This is a genomic window from Thermodesulfovibrionales bacterium (assembly GCA_035622735.1).
Classification (GTDB): domain Bacteria; phylum Nitrospirota; class Thermodesulfovibrionia; order Thermodesulfovibrionales; family UBA9159; genus DASPUT01.
In genome coordinates, this window is sequence record DASPUT010000022.1 from 1 (window position 1) to 17,396 (window position 17,396).

The window sequence follows — 17,396 nt, forward strand, 5'->3', positions numbered from 1 at the left end:
TTGCTTCCTTTGGGGGTTCCGTACGCGGTCTCGTGACGGGGGCCGTCGAGGCTGCCCTCAGGGAAAAATACGGAGCGGGAAAAGAGACCGCTAAATCGGGGGGGTGATCTGGTGCGTAATACTCTTCCTCTTCCGCCGCACTACGACCCGTCCAGGGCGGGTGATGTCTGGACAGTCCCTTATCAGGAAAGGGCGCATGAAGCGGGGAAGTGGGCAGAGCAGTTCGCGATACGACCGGTCTCCGATGACGAATGGAAAATTTGCCTCATAGCGGTTGACGTGCAGAACACTTTCTGCATTCCGGGATTCCAATTATACGTAGCCGGACGTTCGGGTACCGCTGCGGTTGACGACAGTCGGCGACTCTCTGAGTTTATTTATCGAAATCTCGGTGTGATCAGCCAGGTCTGTCCGACGATGGACACGCACCTCGTGATGCAGATTTTTCATTCTCTCTATCTTATCAATGATAGAGGAGAGCATCCGAAGCCGTTCACCCTGATTTCCGAGGAAGACGTTCTGAGGGGTGTTTGGAAGTTTAACCCGGCGCTCTGCCGGAGTCTCGGAATCAGCGCGGACTTCGGGCAGCGGCATCTCCTCCACTATGCCAAGAGACTGAAAGAGGGGGGTAAATACGACCTCACGATATGGCCTTATCACGGCATGCTGGGCGGTATCGGTCATGCCCTTGTTGCATCAGTCGAGGAGGCCATCTTCTTCCATTGCGTGGCTCGATATAGTCAGCCCGATTTTCACGTCAAGGGCGACAGGCCTTTCACCGAGCATTATTCTGTTTTCGGCCCTGAAGTCCTCGAGGGTCCCGCGGGAGAACCGATCGGCAGGAAAAGCGACAAGTTCTTCAGAAAACTGCTCGAATTTGATGCTGTCTTAATCGCCGGACAGGCAAAGAGCCACTGCGTCGCCTGGACCATTGACGACCTCCTGGAAGACGTTCTTATTCGTGACAGGCGGCTGGTCGAAAAGATATACCTCCTTGAAGACTGCACGTCTCCGGTCGTCGTCCCCGGTGTCATGGATTACACCGACGGTGCCGACGCCGCGTTTCGGAGATTTGCCGATGCCGGAATGCATGTGGTGAGCTCCACCGATCCGATCGAGAACTGGCCTGGCATGAGGCTTTAGAGACATTCATCAGGAGATTGTCATCTCCCGCCGCCTGATTCCCCAACGACTAGCTAAATCTTTCCCATTTTCTCTGCCAAACGCTCCGTCTCCCGCAGGAGCGATTCTATCTCGTCGAGCCCCTTATCCCAGAACAGTCTGTCTGTTATGTCGACCCCGAGGTTCTTGAAAATGTTCTGTGGAGAATCGGACATCCCTGCCGAAAGGAAATCCTTGACCTTCACTACGAACCGCGGATTCTCCTTAACAGAGTTCTGTAGGGATTTCGAGATGAGAAGGCCGCTCGCATAGGAATAGACGTAAAAAAAGTGCCGGATGTGTCCCCAGTATACCCACCAGTTCTCCGAGCCCGGAGACTGTTCAACGGACGTTCCCATGTATGCGGCCATATTGTTCTGAAATAATGTTCCGATCTCCTCTTTCGCCAGGTAACCCCTTTGTCTGAAGGCCTTGTGGAGTTCCTGTTCGAAGCGGTAACAGGCCGCCTGTCTGAAGATGGTCGAGACATCGTCATTGAGCTTGTTCATCAGGATGGCGATGCGCAACTCGTCGTCAGCTTGACCGAGCAGCTCCTGAAGAACAAAATCCTCCATAAAGGTACTCGCGACTTCAGCCGTTGAAAGGGGGGCGCCAAAATTCAGGGCGTTCTGCCGCTCCCTCATGAGTTCATTGTTTATTCCGTGGCCGAGCTCGTGGGCGAACGTCAAAACGTCGTAGAGCTTCCCGGTATGATTGAGGAGGATGTAGGTGGGATGGGAGAGAAGGTGGTGGGCACAGAAGGCCCCGCTTGCCTTACCTGTCCGGGGAAAGACGTCGATTCGCCTGTCATCGAGAAACTTCCTGAGGATGTCTCCGAACTTCCGGTCGAGGTTGTCAAAAACCCTCTCAACAAGCGTGACCGTCCTGCCGTAGGAATATTTTTTTGCGATTGTGCCATACTCCACATTCCTTTCATGGTACTTCAGCTTCCGAACCCCATGGAGTTTTGCCTTCAGACGGTAATATCGCCTCGGGATAGAAAACCTTGCCGAAACGGCAGCGATGAGCGTGTCTACGATTGCGCTGTCGATATCGTCGCTAACGTGCCTGCTGAGGTCCGGCCGCTCCATTCCCCTGAGTTCGTCGTCGATCTTCTTATTGGCGAGGATGGAATTCAACTCAGTTTCGGCGACTTCAACATGATTGGAAAGGATATTATTGAACGCCCTTGCGGCAGCGTCTCTCACCTTCCTCTGCCTACTGTTCATGAGACTCGAGATTTCCGAGAGGTTGCTGATGACTTTCCTGCCATTTTCGGCGATGACCTCTCTCTCTTCCTTTGCGAGAAAGCCTGCGGTCATCTTTACCCAGCTGGAATAGGCGGGCGATGCCTTGAGGTTCAGTATCCGTTCTTCCGGCTCCGAGAGCAGATACCTCGCTTCCGCAAAAATGCGTTCGAGGAAATGCCGGTATTTCTGTAACCGCCTGTTTTCGAGGAATCCTTTCTGTCTCTTCAACGGGATCTTGCCGATGCGGAGATAAAAGAACTGTATATCGTTCTGGATCTTTCGGCCGAACTCTTCGATCTTATTGAGCTTCGCCTTGAGCGTGGGGTCGTTTTGATTCTGCTGTGTCCTGAGCATAAAGTAGTACCCCTCAGCCCCATCGGTTCCATAGTACCTGTTCCACGTCTCATATTCGTCCAGAGCCCTGAGGAGAATCAACGGGTCTTCGAGATAATCCGTCCGGTCCTTCCACTTGTTGATGAACGCATAACTCTTCTTCTCTACAACTTTCCGGCTCTCCTCCATCCCGGTATCGTCATCGCCTGAAAAAAGGCTCGCGAGATTCCATGAAGTGCTGTGATTCTTCTCCGAGCCTTGGAGCCGTTTTGTCATGGTCATTCTCCTCTCATGGGGCTTATCATGCTCGCTCGGGAGCGATTTATTATACCTTTTTCATCCTGATTTGGTACTATAGGGCCGGACAAGTGAACCGAGACGAAGGGGGTGTCAGTATGTCGGAATTCAGAGACGTGACAGTCGTGAGAGAGGCGAATGTCTATTTTGGCGGCAGCGTGACGAGCAGGACTGTTCTCTTTGCCGATGGCTCCAAGAAGACCCTGGGGATCATGCTGCCCGGCGAATATGAATTCAACACCGGAGAGCCCGAACTCATGGAGATACTTTCGGGCGAACTGGAGGTACTCCTTCCCGGTGAAAGCTTGTGGAAGGCGGTGAGGGGAGGGGGGACATTTGAGGTTGCCGGAAACGCAAAATTTCAACTCAGGGTAAAAGAACTCACCGATTACTGCTGTTCGTTTCTCAAGGCGTAATCCTGCTGTTTGACATTTCCGGCAGGGTCATGACCTCTTGAAGCCCGCGATCGCGTTCCGCATGATATCGACGGGAGGTTTTATCCCTGTCCATATCTCGAATGCGATGACGCCCTGATGGAGGAGCATGCCGAGGCCGTCGAGGGTTTTGCAGCCTTTCTTCGAGGCAGCATCGAGAAGGGGGGTCTTCTTGTATATGAGGTCACAGACGGTCACCGCCTGGCCCAGTAAGGAGAAATTCACAGGCATTGGGTCTCCGTCCTTCAATCCAAGAGGAGTTGCATTAATGAGTATGTCGACATCCCCAAGGCTGTCTACCCCGTGCACCCTTCCGACATTCGTGCGGATGGTGCTGAGGTCGTTCACGAGTTTACCCGCCTTATCTCCGTCAATATCGAATATCCGGAGATTTGAAGCCTCCTGACTGAGGTAATAACTGATCGCCCTGCACGCCCCGCCGGCACCGATTATGACTACCCTCTTGTCTTGAACCGCTATGCCCGCTTCGGCTAAGGACTCCATGAACCCCCTGCCATCGGTGTTATAGCCCTTAAGCCTTCCCTCAGAGTTCTTTATCGTGTTGACCGCACCGATGAAAGACGCTTCTTCATCTATGTCGTCGAGGAGAGGAATCACCTGTTCTTTGTGCGGGACCGTGACGTTGACTCCCTTCAAGTCGAGGGCCTTTATCGCGTTTACCGCATCTCCGAGCAGCGTCGGATGCACGGGGAATGTCACATAGCAGTAGTCGAGGCCAAGGTAATCGAAGGCAGCATTATGCATTGCAGGAGAGAGGCTATGCTCCACCGGATACCCGAAGAGGCCCGTGACCTTCGTCGTGCCTGCTATCTTCACCGAGAAACCTCCATGGCTTTCTATATTACCATGGTGGGAGTTTTCTGTCTCCTTTGTGTTAATCTGTCTCCTTTGTGTTAAAATAAACAGACAAAAAATATTTCTCGATAAGGAGACTACCAATGAAAAGACAATATATGGCGTTCTGTCTCTCGCTGGTATTAATCATTGCTGCGGTTGCGCAAAATGTGGAGGCCTCAAATTGCACATGGCTCGCGGATACCACATCGAACCAGGCCATCGGCGCGCTTGATTTGTATGGGGACCCTTCCCCTTCTTATTTCTTTGTGGGAAACCTTTCGATCCAGCCGGGGCCGGTCATCGGTTTGGCCCTCGCTTCCTTGAGTACTCTCCCGGCTCCGCCTGTCTGCCCGAACATTACCGATGAAGCAACCGTTTCGCTGCGCTTTAGCACCGCTGGACTTCAGGTCCCTTCCGTATTGTACAGCGGTTCGCTCTATAGTACGTATCTGACCGTTGATCTCGCGACGGATACCGGAACGGTAGACCTTCCTTTCACGAACGCCATTGCGCCCCTGACCATGCAGGATGCTCAAAAGGGAGCCGCATCGTCGGCATGGAACATTTATAGTGCGATGACCTTCAACGCAATCGCAGGGTTGGCTCGCGAATCGTTCCTTTTTCAGAATACCCAGCCCATTTCCTGCAATTATGGAGGAACCGGTACGGCGACCTATGATCCGGTCTCGAATAGCAGTGTCGTGAGTGTGACCGGCTGCTCCGTGGTTCCCTGGGCGTTCTGTACCGGAAGTATGGTTGTTTCTGAAAACGCGCCTCTCCCCCTTGTTGGGCCGACATCCGTTATTGTTGCATCCCCTGCGATGGACTGTGTAGGAACGTTTTCCGACTACACGTCGCAGATCACCTTCGTTGATTCAGCGACGATCATCACTCCGGGTTTTCAGGGGCTTGAATACATCTTAAGCTCCACATTTTTTGGCTCCGTTAACTTCCCGACCCTTACAGTTCCCGTGTACTCAAACGTTCAGAATCTGAGCATCGAATCTATCGAGAACGGCGGTGAACTGACCCTGTTTAACATATCGGGCACCGGTTTTAAGCAGTGCTTCGGAAAGTGGTACGCCTATGATCCCTCCTCTGTCGTGATTATCGGCGTTGACGGTACTACGACAGGTACCGTGAATGTCGTTATGCCTGAGATCACCGATACCGTGCAGACGATCCTTCAGGTCGACGGTTCAGTCCTTGTGACGAGTAATCTCTCCGGCAGTCCGGCGACTACGCCCTATCCTGACACAGAGGCCCTTTACGCAAATTGCGCATTTTAGTCCACATCTAGAACGGTGCACATAGAGGAAAGGGTGGAAAGAAGAGATTCTTTCCACCCTTTCTTTTCATCAGAGCTGTAATTACGCACGGACGCTTTCGATCTGAGCGCAAAAGCGGGAATCTGCCTCAGTTGAGCCGATTACGAAAAACTCGAAACCGCCTCGATTAACCCCTTCGGCGATGAGTCGATGATCAGCGTCTCTATCCCAAGCACGTCTTCAACATCCCTGTTCGACACGTCATCAAGGAAGACCTTGTCTCCCTCTTTCATGACAACGTCAGGGATAAGGAGGATGTCGTCTTTTCTCACCGCTTCGGAGAGAGACCTCACAACATCCCTGCCGGTGAGAAGTCCCGTGACCGTGACACTCGGCCCGAAAAAGGAATTCTCGACCCCGATAAGATCTATTTCGATGTTGCTCTTTTTAAGTTTGTCTACAAACTTGGAGAGATAAGGATAAAAAGAAGTGCCGGTAAAGGTGACGAATCTCTTTTTGACTGTCCCGCTCGGCATCTTGATCCTCTTTGCCTGGTGAAGGAAACGGGGCACCATGCCGACCCCGTTCTCTATCTGGGGCAATTCACCGTATTCATGGAGCGGGGGGAATCCCGTGCCTGCCTTGATATAGAGTTCGTCTGCGGCGTAGACGATCGTGTCTCCGTGTTTCTTCCTGAACCTCTTCTGGAAGGAATCGAGAATTTCGATAGCCTTCACCGCATCTTCCTTCTCCACAGGCCTTATTTTGGAGCCTGATTTTCTGTGGGCCGTAAGACCGACAGGCACCACGGCAATGGACGAGACATAGGGATAAAACTTATAGAGGTCTCTGATCGTCTGTTGAAGGTCTCTTCCGTCATTGAAGCCGGGACAGAGAACAATCTGGCAATGCATCCTTATCTTATGTTCTTTGAAGAAGAGAATTTCCTTCAGAACGTCGGGAGCCTTCGGATTGCCGAGAAGGGCGTTGCGTACCTCCCTATCCGTGGAATGGATCGAAAAATAGAGCGGACTCAATCGCTGCTCCACAATCCTTTTTCTTTCAGCGGGTGTGAGATTCGTTAGGGTGATATAGTTGCCGTAAAGGAACGACATCCGATAATCCTCGTCCTTCACCGAGAGGCTCTTCCTGAGCCCCTTGGGCAGCTGGCTGACGAAGCAGAAGAGGCACTTATTCGTGCAGGTCTTGACCTTGAAATGTTTCGGTTCTATGCCGATATCCTGACCCTCCTTTGGACGGAGATCGTAGGAAAGTCTAGCACCCTTTCTCGATACGACGATATGGAGAGGATATTCGTTCCGGTAGAAGAGAAAATCGATGATGTCGTTGGCCCTGTGGCCATTGACGGAGACGATCACGTCGCCGGGCGCCATCCCTGCCGCATGCGCTGCACTGCCGGGAGAAACGGCGATAATCTCGATGCCCTGCTCTTTATGCATTCGCCTGCTTCAGTCCCCTGTAGACATAGTGAAGCCCGGAGATGATCGTGAAAAATGCGGTGACCCATATGAGATATCTCTGGATGCCGGGAAGAGAGGGAAAGTTCAATCTGAGGAGTATGAAGCAGATCAGCATGAGTTGGAGAGCGATGGCAGCTTTGCCGGTACCGCTCGGCTCGACCTTCGATGTGTGGGTGGCGAGGTGAAGGAGCATCCAGCCGGTTATGACGATGATGTCACGACTTATGATCGTGATGGTAAACCATGTCGGTATGAGGCTGTAAATGGAAAAAAGCACGAAGGAAGTGACGAGGAGGAATTTGTCCGCGAGGGGGTCAAGAAACGTTCCGAAGGCCGTCTTCTGATTTTTCAGGCGCGCGATGAGACCGTCGAATGCGTCGGTGAGGGCAGCGATGAAGAAGAGGTATAACGCATAATCATACCGCCTGTAGATGACGGCAGTGACGAATACGGGAATGAGGACTATTCTCGTGACAGTCAGCGTATTCGGCAGATTCAGGGTACCCACTGACTACTCCGTTAAGGGATATTATAGGGGAAGGAGCTGAATCTCAGCCTCAGACCGATCCTTCTGTAACAGGAGTTGTCGGTTTTTCCCGAATCGATGTAATTCAGGAGTGCTGCAGCATGACAGGACTCGATCATGAATTTCTTCTTGTCGGCGTCATCGAGGGCCCGAACGATCATTCTTCGGGCAGCACTGACGTTGCCCTCGAGGAAGAGAACCTCTCCGAGTCCGAGACAGCAATAGATGATCCCCCGTGCGTCTCCCGTCTTTCTGAAAAGCATCGTTGCCTTCTTAAAATACTCCGCGGCCTTTTTCAGCCTTCCCCTCATGATCGAGGTCATTCCCATGCTCCAGAGCGTATAGGAATAGCTGACGACATCTCCGATTGATCCATAAATGGCTTCCGCCTTCCTCAGGTGCTTCATTGCGGCGGCATGATCCCCTTTCATCCTCAGGGCATTCCCGATGCCGCAGTGGGAATAGGCTACGCCGAAGCGGTCCTTCTGTGATGACAGGACGCGGTTTGCTTCTCTGTAGTAGTTCAGGGAATCGTCGAAAAGACCCGATACCCTCGATATGCCTCCGAGACCGCAGAGACAGTAGCCGACCGCATTCCGTTGTCCGTTATCGGGTAACGCTTCGAAGAGTCTGTTTGCCCGGGAAAACGCACGCACGGCATTCTTCGCATCTCCCCTGACTCTGAAGGCACCCCCCTCAGCCCAGAGCGCAAAGGCGAGACCGTCCCTGTCATGCTTCTCTGCATAGATGGTCTTAGCCCCTGAGAAAAGCCTCAGTGCGTCCTTCCAGTTACCGAGAGCCCTCGTTGCCAATCCCTGTCCGACCATCGCATCAGCACGCATGAGCCTCTTTCTCGTCTGACCGCTCAACGCCACGGCTTCCGTATAAACATCTATTGCGCTCTGAAAATCGCCGACCATCCTGTATGTGTCACCGAGGGCGAGAAGACAGCAGAGCATCTCCCCCTTCTGTTTCCCCTGCGCGTATCTCTTCAAGGCGCTCCGGTAAGCCGACAATGCCTCCCGGTATCTGGATTTCTCGCGCAGGCGTTCTCCTCTCTGGAAGAGATCAGTTCCCATCGAGTCTTTCTCTCAACTTTGCCGTGAGTTCACGATAATCAGGAGAATGGAAAAAAGCGGAACCCATGACGAGTATCTCAGCGCCTGCGTCTGCGACTTCCCTCGCGTTCTCGTACTTAATCCCGCCGTCGACCTCGATGAAGACGGGCAGCCCCCGTTCATCGATCATTCCTTTCAGCATTTTGATCTTCTCGATCGACTGGGGTATGAAGCTCTGTCCGCCGAAACCGGGATCGACGGACATGATGAGTACGAAATCAAGATCGGAGAGGATGCTCTCGAGACTCCGTACCGGCGTCGCAGGATTCAGGGAAACCCCCGCCTTCACCCCGCCTTCCTTCATCCTCGTGACGGTCCTGTGCAGATGCACCGCGGCTTCAAGGTGGACCGTCAGGAAATCGGCTCCTGCGCTCATGAAGTCCCCTATGTATCGGTCAGGCTCTTCTATCATGAGATGGACATCGAGGGGCAGTTTTGTTGTCTTCCGTATCGCCTCGACGATAAAGGGGCCTATCGTCAGATTAGGAACAAAGTGACCGTCCATGATGTCGACATGGAGCATGTCAACACCCGCCAGCTCCACTGCGCGGATCTCCTCACCGAGCCTCATGAAATCGGATGAGAGCAGAGAAGGCGCGATCTTAACCATGAATGAGCGGTTCTCCTTCCAGTTTCAGGCGTATGGTCTCTCCTGATTTTATCTGGGCATTGGGCTTTGGTTTCTGACTCCTGACTCTTTCCCCCTCGCCTGCAAATTCGATTTTGAGACCGAGCTTCTCAGCAAGATCTGCTGCATCGTCTCTGCTTCTTCCAGAAAAATCAGGGCAGTAATAGATTATATCATAAGGCCCCATGCTCACCACAAGAGAGAAGGAGTCCTTCATAGCCTCTTCCGGATTCGGACGCTGGGATATGACCGTGTCCTTTTCCGCAGTGCGCGAGTGGACATGAATTACCTTTTCGACTTTCAGACCGCTTTTCGCGATCACCGATTCTGCATCATGGAGGCTTTGCCCGACAAGGCCGGGGACAGACAAGACCTTTGGTCCCCTGCTGAGAAAGACGGAAACGCCCCGTTGCTCTTTTACCTTGTTGCCGGCGGGGATCTCTTGCCTGACGATCCGTCCCGACGCAACGACGGGGTCATATTCTTCTCCCTCGACCTTCAGGTAGAGGCCGTTCCTCTTTAGGAGATCGTTCGCTTCGACCAGGGTCTTTCCTTTCAGGTCAGGGACATCAACGGTCTTGCTGAAACTCATGATCTTGAAAGTGAGATAGCCGGACAGGAGGCCCATGAGCACGAACCCGAAGATATAAACCGGTATCATGAGTAACTTCTTTAAGCTTTCCTGCACAGCCTCACCCCGAAGAACCCGTCCATATCGAACCTGTGCGGATATGTCCTGAAGAATCCCTGTTTCATAAATCCTCTCAGAAGGGATATGGGTCTGTCTATGATATAGAATTCCTCGGAAACCTTCAAGAATGCTTTTATGACATCCTCGCCTTCTTCCGGCTCCGTGGAACAGACTGAGTATACCATGGTGCCTCCCGGTCTTAACAATCCCGATGCCGAACGAAGCAGCGTCAGCTGTATCTCCTGCATTCTCCGGAGGTCTTTTCCCGTGTGGCGGTATTTGATATCGGGATTCCTCCGTATGACACCCAATGACGAACACGGGGCATCAAGGAGGATTCTATCAAACCATCTCTGTTCGGAGCCTCCGAGAGCGTACGCATTATCGGCCAGTTCCACGATATCCCCATGGATGGTCCTGATCGACTGCAGACCGAGACGGGAAATGTTTTCCTGCAGCTGCGGTATTCTCCTCTCCTCGGATTCTACGGCAGTTATCTCCCCGCTGTCTTTCATGAACTGGGCAATGTGCGTCGTCTTCCCGCCCGGAGCGGCACAGGCATCGAGGATCCTTTCCCCGGGTTGCGGGTCGAGGAGAATAGTAATGAGCTGCGATGCCTCATCCTGAACAACGAGCGCGTCCCTTGAAGGCAGTCCGCTGAATGTACGAAATTCTCTCAGTTTCAATCCGTCGGGGGAAAATGCCGTTAGTTCAGCCTCAATTCCGGCATCCGCAAAGATTCGGAGTATCTCGTCCACTGTCGCGATCAGGGTATTCACCCTTAGCGTCAGGGGAGGTATCAGGTTATTCGCCTCTGCTAGTTCTCGAGTCTCGGCTTCGCCGAGGCGCTCAAGCCACCTCCTAATGAGCCACTCGGGATGTGAGGTCGAAAGAGCGATATGGTGCGCCCCGTTTGCTTCCTTCAGCCTTCCGAGTCTCGATCTCACAGTGCCAAGATTCCGGAGCAGGTTCCGCAAAACGCCGTTTACGAGCGCGGGTCTTCCCCTCTCTTTTTCGATATCCACTGCTTCATGAACCGCGGCCCGCTCCGGTACCCGCATATGAAGTATCTGATATACGGCAAGCCTCAGGTTATTCATCGTTCTGCCGGAGAGGCCGGATGGTTTCTTCAGAAACTCTTTCAGTACCCAGTCCAGAGTGTACCGGTATCGTAAGACCCCGTAAACGAGCTCCATGAGGAAGGCCCTCTCCCTGACGTCAACCGACCCTGAGAGGAGCTCAAGCACACCCTTCGGTTTCCTGCCTTTCTTTCCTATTTCCTCCAAGGCCGCCAGCGCCAGTTCCCGTGTCCTGGAGCGGGAGGTCATGGAAGCCGGCGAAGGGAAGTCGGGAAGCGAAGCGTCGAAACTCGCGCCATAGAGTTCATCCTTGGATGCACGCTTATCCTGTGAAGAATGCTATCGCCTCTTTAACTCTTTCGAGACTCACCTGCGTGTTGAAGCACGGACCGAACGGCCGTTCATTCGTAATGCCGAGTATCGGCAGGGGGTAGGAGTCAGCGATGCCGCTGCTCAGGTCTCTCTCACATGCAACCGCTACGATCGCTTCCGGCCGGACATCCATGACGATCTTCCTCGCGAGGTTCCCCCCGGTAGCAACAAAGAGGGAAAGGTTGTTGTCATCCGCAATCTGAATGAGGTCCTTGATCTCGCATTTTCCACACCGTTTACATTTGTAAATATCATGGGTAATACGGATATCACATTCATTGATCTGGAGACAGTGGGGAAGCAGGAGGAGGATTCTCTTAGCCCTTGGTTTCTCCATCCTCACGAGTCTGTTATTGAGATCGATGATAAACCCCTGGAGGCCCTCCTTGTTCTTCTTCGAAAAGGCGCCGACGAGCATGAGCACCGGATGGAGTATCTTCAGGGTCACCCCTCTCATCAACCTGTGGATCATCGGAGGGCGATCCCCTGTGCAAGTCTTCTCCCCTGAAGGAATGCCGATGTTGGCATCGGTTTTTTTCCCGATGGCAGGAGTTCTATCACGGAGAGCAGACCGCTGCCGGTACCGATGATGAGCTCGTTTTTGCCCAGCTTCTCGATTACTCCCGGGAGGCCCGTCCCGTGCATTGGGCGTGCCTTCAGAATCTTGAGCGTTTCATCGCCGATGTGGCAATAAGCCCCGGGCCACGGGTTCATGCCGCGGATGAAGTCCGAAATCTCCGCCGCACTCTTGGACCAGTCTATGAGACCATCTTCCTTTCTTAATGTCGGTGCATAGCCTGCTTCGCCGGACTGAGGACGCGGCGAGAGAGAGCCGTTTCTCAGTCCCTCGATAGTTTCCCGCAGGAGCGACGCTCCTATTTCGGACAGTTTCCGGCTGAGACTCCCCGTTGTATCCTCAGCATCGATGTCCAGCTCTTCTTGGAGAAGGATAGGGCCGGTGTCGAGACCTTCATTCATGAGCATCGTGGTGATCCCTGTTTTTTCTTCTCCTTTCATGATCGCCCACGCGACAGGGGCGGCTCCGCGATACTTCGGCAGGAGAGACGCGTGAACATTTACGCAACCATACCTGGGTATCTCGAGCAGTGACTTGGGGAGGAGTTTTCCGTAGGCGATCACAACGATGAAGTCAGGCTGCAAAGATAATATCTCTTCGGAGATCTCGGTATCTTTCAGCTGAGAAGGCTGGAGTACCCGTAAACCGGCCTTCAGGGCTGCTTCTTTTACCGGAGGAGTCGAGAGTCGATGACCCCGCCCCTTGACCTTGTCCGTTTGCGTGACTACAAGGCTGATCTCTTCCCCTGAGTCGATTAAAACGGTAAGTGAAGGAACCGCAAAATCAGGAGTGCCGAAGAATACGATAGACACTGCAACCTCTGTCCTCCTTGGTTATCGGGACCGGAACGCTGTATCCAGAAGTGGTGCGGTTAAGCCTTTGAGAGGGCCTTCTGGAAGCGTTTTTTAAAGAACTCCCGCTTTATGCTGCTTATCCTGTCGATGAGCAGTCTGCCGTTGAGATGGTCGATCTCATGCTGCAATGCCCTGGAAAGAAGCCCTTTGCCCTCGATCTCAATGAGGTTGCCCTCTCTGTTCAATCCCCGAACAACAACCGATTCAGCCCGTTTCACCGTCGTGACGTAACCGGGGAGGCTGAGGCATCCCTCTTCGCTTTCCACTTCGCCTTCCGTATGAGCTATCTCTGGATTGATCAGTACGATGAGCGGGATTGTTTCATCTTCCCGGTGACTCACGTCGATAACGATCAGCCTCTGTGAGACGCCGACCTGCGGCGCGGCGAGTCCGACACCCGGCGCAGCGTACATCGTCTCTATCATGTCGTCGCAGAGGCGTTGTAGCGTGCCGTTGATCTTATCAACCGGAGAAGCCTTCCTCGCGAGCACCTTTTCAGGATATGTTTTGATTTCGAGCAGTGCCATAAAGTATTATATCACAAATCAAAATTGGCGGGCGCTTCATCGGGGCTTCGGCCTATGCGGAGCGACGAGAGCCACGCGCTATTGCGGACGAAAGTGGAGGGCTCTATGGCTACTGAGAGTGAGATAGTACTCCGGACGGAGATGCCCGACATCGGAGTTCCGAAGCGCGGCAAGGTCAGGGATATTTATGACCTCGATGATAATCTCCTCCTCGTGGCTACCGACAGGATCTCTGCCTTTGATGTAGTGCTTCCTGACGGGATACCGGGGAAGGGGAGGGTGCTGACACAGATATCGCTTTTCTGGTTCCGGCAGATGGAGCGGATGGTTGAGAACCATGTGGTTGCGACGGATGTGGCTGAATTTCCGAAGATGGTCAGGAAATACAGGCATACCCTCGAAGGACGAAGCATCCTCGTGAAGAAAGCAAAACCCCTCCCTGTCGAATGCATTGTGAGAGGCTACCTCTCGGGGAGCGGATGGAAAGAATACCGGGAGAAAGGCACTGTCTGCGGTATGCGTCTGCCGGAAGGCCTCGTCGAGTCATCGAGACTTGAGGAACCGATCTTCACGCCATCGACGAAGGCGGAAGAGGGTCACGATATCAACATATCCTTTGATGAGACGAAACGTATTGTCGGGGATGGGATGGCGGAGCGGATCAGGGATCTGAGTCTGAGCATTTACCGAAAGGCGCGAGAGGCGGCTCAGAAGAGAGAGATCATCATTGCCGATACAAAGTTTGAGTTCGGCATCTATGACAACAGGGTAATACTCATTGATGAAATCCTCACTCCCGATTCCTCACGGTTCTGGTCTCTCAGGGATTATCGTCCGGGAAGGAGTCAAGACAGCTTCGACAAACAGATTGTGCGTGATTACCTCCTAACCCTCGATTGGGATCAGAGGCCGCCGGGTCCGACACTGCCCGGCGAGATCATCACGAGGACGGCAGAGAGATACCGGGAGATCATGGAAATACTGACCCGTTAGTCTCCGCTTGATTATACGCCTATCGGGATTTATACTGTAAGAGACTTGGAAGAGGAGAGATATGGCACAACCGCAGGTCCTGGCATTTGTTCTCGCAGGAGGGAAAGGCGAACGGCTCTTCCCCCTTACCGCGTTTCGTTCCAAGCCGTCGGTCCCTTTCGGTGGGAGATACCGGATAGTGGATTTTGTCCTGAGCAACCTCATTAATTCGCAGATCTATTCGATATACCTTCTCGTCCAGTATAAATCGCAGTCCCTCATAGAGCACGTGAGACAGAAGTGGGTTCTTTCTCCTGTTATTAGGGATCACTTTGTTGCGGTTGTACCGCCTCAAATGCGTATGGGCCCCGAATGGTTTCAGGGGACTGCCGATGCCGTCTTTCAGAATGTGAACCTCATTCGCCAGCACAATCCTGAAATGGTTATCGTCTTCGGCGCCGATCATATTTATCGGATGGACATTCGCCAGATGATCGACTTTCATCTCGAAAAGGAAGCCTCTGTGACGGTTGCGGCACGACCTGTCCCGATTTCACAGGCATCGGCCTTTGGGGTCATCATTACAGACGAACATAAACGTATCATCGGATTTGAAGAGAAGCCGAAGAAGCCCACCCCTTTACCTGGTGACCCCAATCGGGCCTATGTCTCGATGGGCAACTACATCTTCAATAGGGAAATTCTTCTGGACGCCCTGGCGAAGACCCAGAGGAGAAAGGAACATGATTTCGGGGCTCATGTAATTCCCGGACTCGTCGATTCGGGGAAGGTCTTTGCCTATGACTTTGCGACAAATATTATTCCGGGAGCCAGGACCTACGAGGAAAAAGGATACTGGCGTGATGTGGGGACGATAGCTGCATTTTTTGATGCCCATATGGACATGTTGGGGAGTGCACCGCTTTTCGAGCTCGACAACAAATTATGGCCGATTCACTCACTCGGATATGAAGCACCTGCTGCGAAAATACTGAATGGCGAGATCGAAAACAGCATGATCGCCGAAGGAACTTTCATAAAGGATGCGAGGATACGCAATTCTATTATCAGGAGCAACGTTATCATTGAGGAGGGCGTGAGTGTAGAGGATTGCATAATCCTCGATCATTGCGTCCTGACACGGGGCTGCAGGCTCAGGAAGGTCATCGTGGATAAATTGAATGTCCTCAAGGAAAATGACGAAATAGGGTTCGACCCCAATAAGGACCGTTTCCGCAGTCACATAGACCCGTCAGGGATTGCTATCGTGCCGAGAGGGGGAAGTCCGATAAGAGTGAGTGAGTAGGCTTTTCAATTCATCTCTCCTTCCGAAAAGAATTGCAAGATCACGTTCCGCACATGAAAGATCCAAAAAGAATTATTCGTCGCGATAGGGTACTCTCGGAGATATTCGATTCCTGCCCAGGGTCATATCTTGTCGGCGGGTATGTGAGAGACATTATTAGAGGTGCTGAGTCAACCGATATTGATTTCGTTGTTAGGGGTAATTTCAGCGAAATAGCCTCAAGTATAGCATTAGGATATAAAGGTAAGTATATTGATTTTGCAGGAAAAGGGATGGCAAGAGTCATCATCGGCAGGCGAAGCATTGATTTCACTGAACTAAGGGGAGAAATTGAGGAGGACCTGGAGAGAAGAGATTTCACCATGAATGCGATAGCATGGTCTCCCGACAGAGGCATCGTAGATCCACTGAAGGGGTCTCATGATATCTCATCGAGATTAATAAGAGGAATATCGAGAAAGAATTTCGTTGATGATCCTCTCAGGCTTCTGAGGGCCTATCGTTTTTCAGGAGAATTATGCTGGACGATTGATTCGAAAACGAGGGCGCTGATAGGAGAGATGAGGTCACTGATTCGTGAACCGGCCAATGAAAGGATTACTTTAGAGCTTTTTAGGCTCTTAGAGTCGAAATGCTCCATGAAAGGCTTGAAAGCCGCTTCTTCCGATGGACTCTTAGGCGAAATACTTTATCTTGATAACAGGCGGTTACAAGATTGTATTCAAGAGCTTTCTCTCGTTAATGCATTTCTTAAGAAGATACCTGAAAGGTATAACTTTAAATTTGGAGAGAACGTTTCCCAGGAACTCTCCTACGGGGGGGTTCTCAGGGCGATAGTCCTTCTTTCGGGGGCCGATAAAAGGCGGTGGCGCCTAAGCTTAAGTAGGACCATTCTTGACAAGATAGAAGCCTTTAACAAATTGAGAGAAGACTATCCGAATAAAGGAAGGCTGCGCAGGGAGGAAATCTTCGATGGCTTTGTGAAAGAAGGCGATTCTCTCGTCGATTTTGCCATCCTTTCTCGAAATCTGTGGAATGTCCGAGAATCCCTGAGATGCATGAATATGAGACCACTCCTGCGGACCGAAGAGATCATGAGACAGATAGGGGTGAAAGGGGGTCCGGAACTCGGATTGTTGAAAAGAGATATGATGCGAATGCAGTTCCTTCTAAAGCTCAAGAGTGTTTCAGATGCGAGGCAGTGGCTGGGGACGATGGCATGACAGATGAGGGACGAAGGAAGAAATGGTATATAGAGGTTGGCTCCTCATTGCTGTCGTAAAAGGGAGAAAGTGAAGCAGCATTCTTGCCTCACAAACTTTACATAATATATCAATTATCATGAAAAACAAAAATCAGGGAATAATACTCGATTACTACAGTCAGATACTTCTTTCCCGCATTATCACAAAAACATAACGATAATTCAAGAAAACATTCTTCCTGAAGTTAACATCTCTGAGGTCTGATATAATTGTGACGAGTATTACCAGAATTGTGGAGGGCGCGGTGTCTTTTTGGTGGTACAAAAGAGATAAGGGCGGCAAGAAAAGCTGGTACGCTATTGATGTTCCTCTTGAGTTAGTGGTAATGGTTTTGGTGATGTTTATTGCCGTATATGCTACTCCTTCTCTTTCCACTTATTCTCAATTCATGACAAACAG

General features: G+C 51.9%; 17 protein-coding genes. 6 read left to right on the forward strand and 11 right to left on the reverse strand.

Features of this window, described 5'->3' with window-relative positions; all coding sequences use genetic code 11:
- Positions 1-111 precede the first annotated feature (111 nt).
- Positions 112-1,143 (forward strand): hypothetical protein, encoded by a 1,032-nt coding sequence (locus VEI96_00835; protein ID HXX56527.1) that lies wholly within the window; start codon positions 112-114, stop codon positions 1,141-1,143.
- A gap of 53 nt (positions 1,144-1,196) precedes the next feature.
- On the opposite strand, the gene VEI96_00840 is transcribed toward VEI96_00835, so the two are convergent.
- A complete protein-coding gene (locus tag VEI96_00840; protein HXX56528.1) occupies positions 1,197-3,020 on the reverse strand; it encodes a M3 family oligoendopeptidase in 1,824 nt (607 codons plus the stop codon).
- 119 nt (positions 3,021-3,139) lie between these two features.
- Between VEI96_00840 and VEI96_00845 the strand changes: the two genes are divergently transcribed.
- A complete protein-coding gene (locus VEI96_00845; protein ID HXX56529.1) occupies positions 3,140-3,457 on the forward strand; it encodes a pyrimidine/purine nucleoside phosphorylase in 318 nt (105 codons plus the stop codon).
- 27 nt (positions 3,458-3,484) lie between these two features.
- On the opposite strand, the gene VEI96_00850 is transcribed toward VEI96_00845, so the two are convergent.
- On the reverse strand, positions 3,485-4,312 hold the full coding sequence (locus VEI96_00850) for a shikimate dehydrogenase (GenBank protein ID HXX56530.1): 828 nt from the start codon (positions 4,310-4,312) through the stop codon (positions 3,485-3,487).
- Positions 4,313-4,434: 122 nt separating this feature from the next.
- Between VEI96_00850 and VEI96_00855 the strand changes: the two genes are divergently transcribed.
- A complete protein-coding gene (locus VEI96_00855) occupies positions 4,435-5,622 on the forward strand; it encodes a hypothetical protein (GenBank protein HXX56531.1) in 1,188 nt (395 codons plus the stop codon).
- A gap of 140 nt (positions 5,623-5,762) precedes the next feature.
- Here VEI96_00855 and VEI96_00860 read toward each other — a convergent pair whose 3' ends face one another.
- The 9 genes from VEI96_00860 to def all read right to left on the reverse strand — a co-directional run bounded on the left by VEI96_00860 (position 5,763) and on the right by def (position 13,454).
- The gene (locus VEI96_00860; protein HXX56532.1) at positions 5,763-7,061 is read right to left on the reverse strand and encodes a DUF512 domain-containing protein; all 1,299 of its coding nucleotides are present in this window, start codon (positions 7,059-7,061) and stop codon (positions 5,763-5,765) included.
- Positions 7,054-7,590, reverse strand: a complete 537-nt coding sequence (gene pgsA / locus VEI96_00865; protein ID HXX56533.1) for a CDP-diacylglycerol--glycerol-3-phosphate 3-phosphatidyltransferase — start codon at positions 7,588-7,590, stop codon at positions 7,054-7,056. Before pgsA ends, VEI96_00860 begins: the two co-directional genes overlap by 8 nt.
- Before the next feature lie 11 nt (positions 7,591-7,601).
- A complete protein-coding gene (locus tag VEI96_00870; protein HXX56534.1) occupies positions 7,602-8,687 on the reverse strand; it encodes a tetratricopeptide repeat protein in 1,086 nt (361 codons plus the stop codon).
- Positions 8,677-9,336 carry a ribulose-phosphate 3-epimerase gene (gene rpe, locus VEI96_00875; GenBank protein ID HXX56535.1) on the reverse strand — a complete coding sequence of 220 codons (660 nt, stop codon included), beginning with the start codon at positions 9,334-9,336 and terminating at the stop codon, positions 8,677-8,679. Before rpe ends, VEI96_00870 begins: the two co-directional genes overlap by 11 nt.
- Positions 9,329-10,015 carry a PASTA domain-containing protein gene (locus VEI96_00880; protein ID HXX56536.1) on the reverse strand — a complete coding sequence of 229 codons (687 nt, stop codon included), beginning with the start codon at positions 10,013-10,015 and terminating at the stop codon, positions 9,329-9,331. Before VEI96_00880 ends, rpe begins: the two co-directional genes overlap by 8 nt.
- An 11-nt stretch (positions 10,016-10,026) precedes the next feature.
- Positions 10,027-11,373 carry a 16S rRNA (cytosine(967)-C(5))-methyltransferase RsmB gene (rsmB, locus tag VEI96_00885; protein ID HXX56537.1) on the reverse strand — a complete coding sequence of 449 codons (1,347 nt, stop codon included), beginning with the start codon at positions 11,371-11,373 and terminating at the stop codon, positions 10,027-10,029.
- 73 nt (positions 11,374-11,446) lie between these two features.
- On the reverse strand, positions 11,447-11,968 hold the full coding sequence (locus VEI96_00890) for a DUF116 domain-containing protein (protein HXX56538.1): 522 nt from the start codon (positions 11,966-11,968) through the stop codon (positions 11,447-11,449).
- Positions 11,965-12,885 (reverse strand): methionyl-tRNA formyltransferase, encoded by a 921-nt coding sequence (gene fmt / locus VEI96_00895; GenBank protein ID HXX56539.1) that lies wholly within the window; start codon positions 12,883-12,885, stop codon positions 11,965-11,967. Before fmt ends, VEI96_00890 begins: the two co-directional genes overlap by 4 nt.
- Positions 12,886-12,944: 59 nt before the next feature.
- The gene (gene def / locus VEI96_00900; GenBank protein HXX56540.1) at positions 12,945-13,454 is read right to left on the reverse strand and encodes a peptide deformylase; all 510 of its coding nucleotides are present in this window, start codon (positions 13,452-13,454) and stop codon (positions 12,945-12,947) included.
- Between the two features lie 105 nt (positions 13,455-13,559).
- On the opposite strand from def, the gene VEI96_00905 reads away from it, so the two are divergent.
- The 3 genes from VEI96_00905 to VEI96_00915 all read left to right on the forward strand — a co-directional run bounded on the left by VEI96_00905 (position 13,560) and on the right by VEI96_00915 (position 16,955).
- Positions 13,560-14,447: a phosphoribosylaminoimidazolesuccinocarboxamide synthase gene (locus VEI96_00905; GenBank protein HXX56541.1), complete on the forward strand. Its 888-nt coding sequence runs from the start codon at positions 13,560-13,562 to the stop codon at positions 14,445-14,447.
- Positions 14,448-14,508: 61 nt separating this feature from the next.
- Positions 14,509-15,732, forward strand: coding sequence for a glucose-1-phosphate adenylyltransferase (locus tag VEI96_00910; protein ID HXX56542.1), 1,224 nt, complete (start codon positions 14,509-14,511; stop codon positions 15,730-15,732).
- A gap of 53 nt (positions 15,733-15,785) precedes the next feature.
- Positions 15,786-16,955, forward strand: coding sequence for a hypothetical protein (locus VEI96_00915; protein HXX56543.1), 1,170 nt, complete (start codon positions 15,786-15,788; stop codon positions 16,953-16,955).
- Positions 16,956-17,396: the final 441 nt, after the last annotated feature.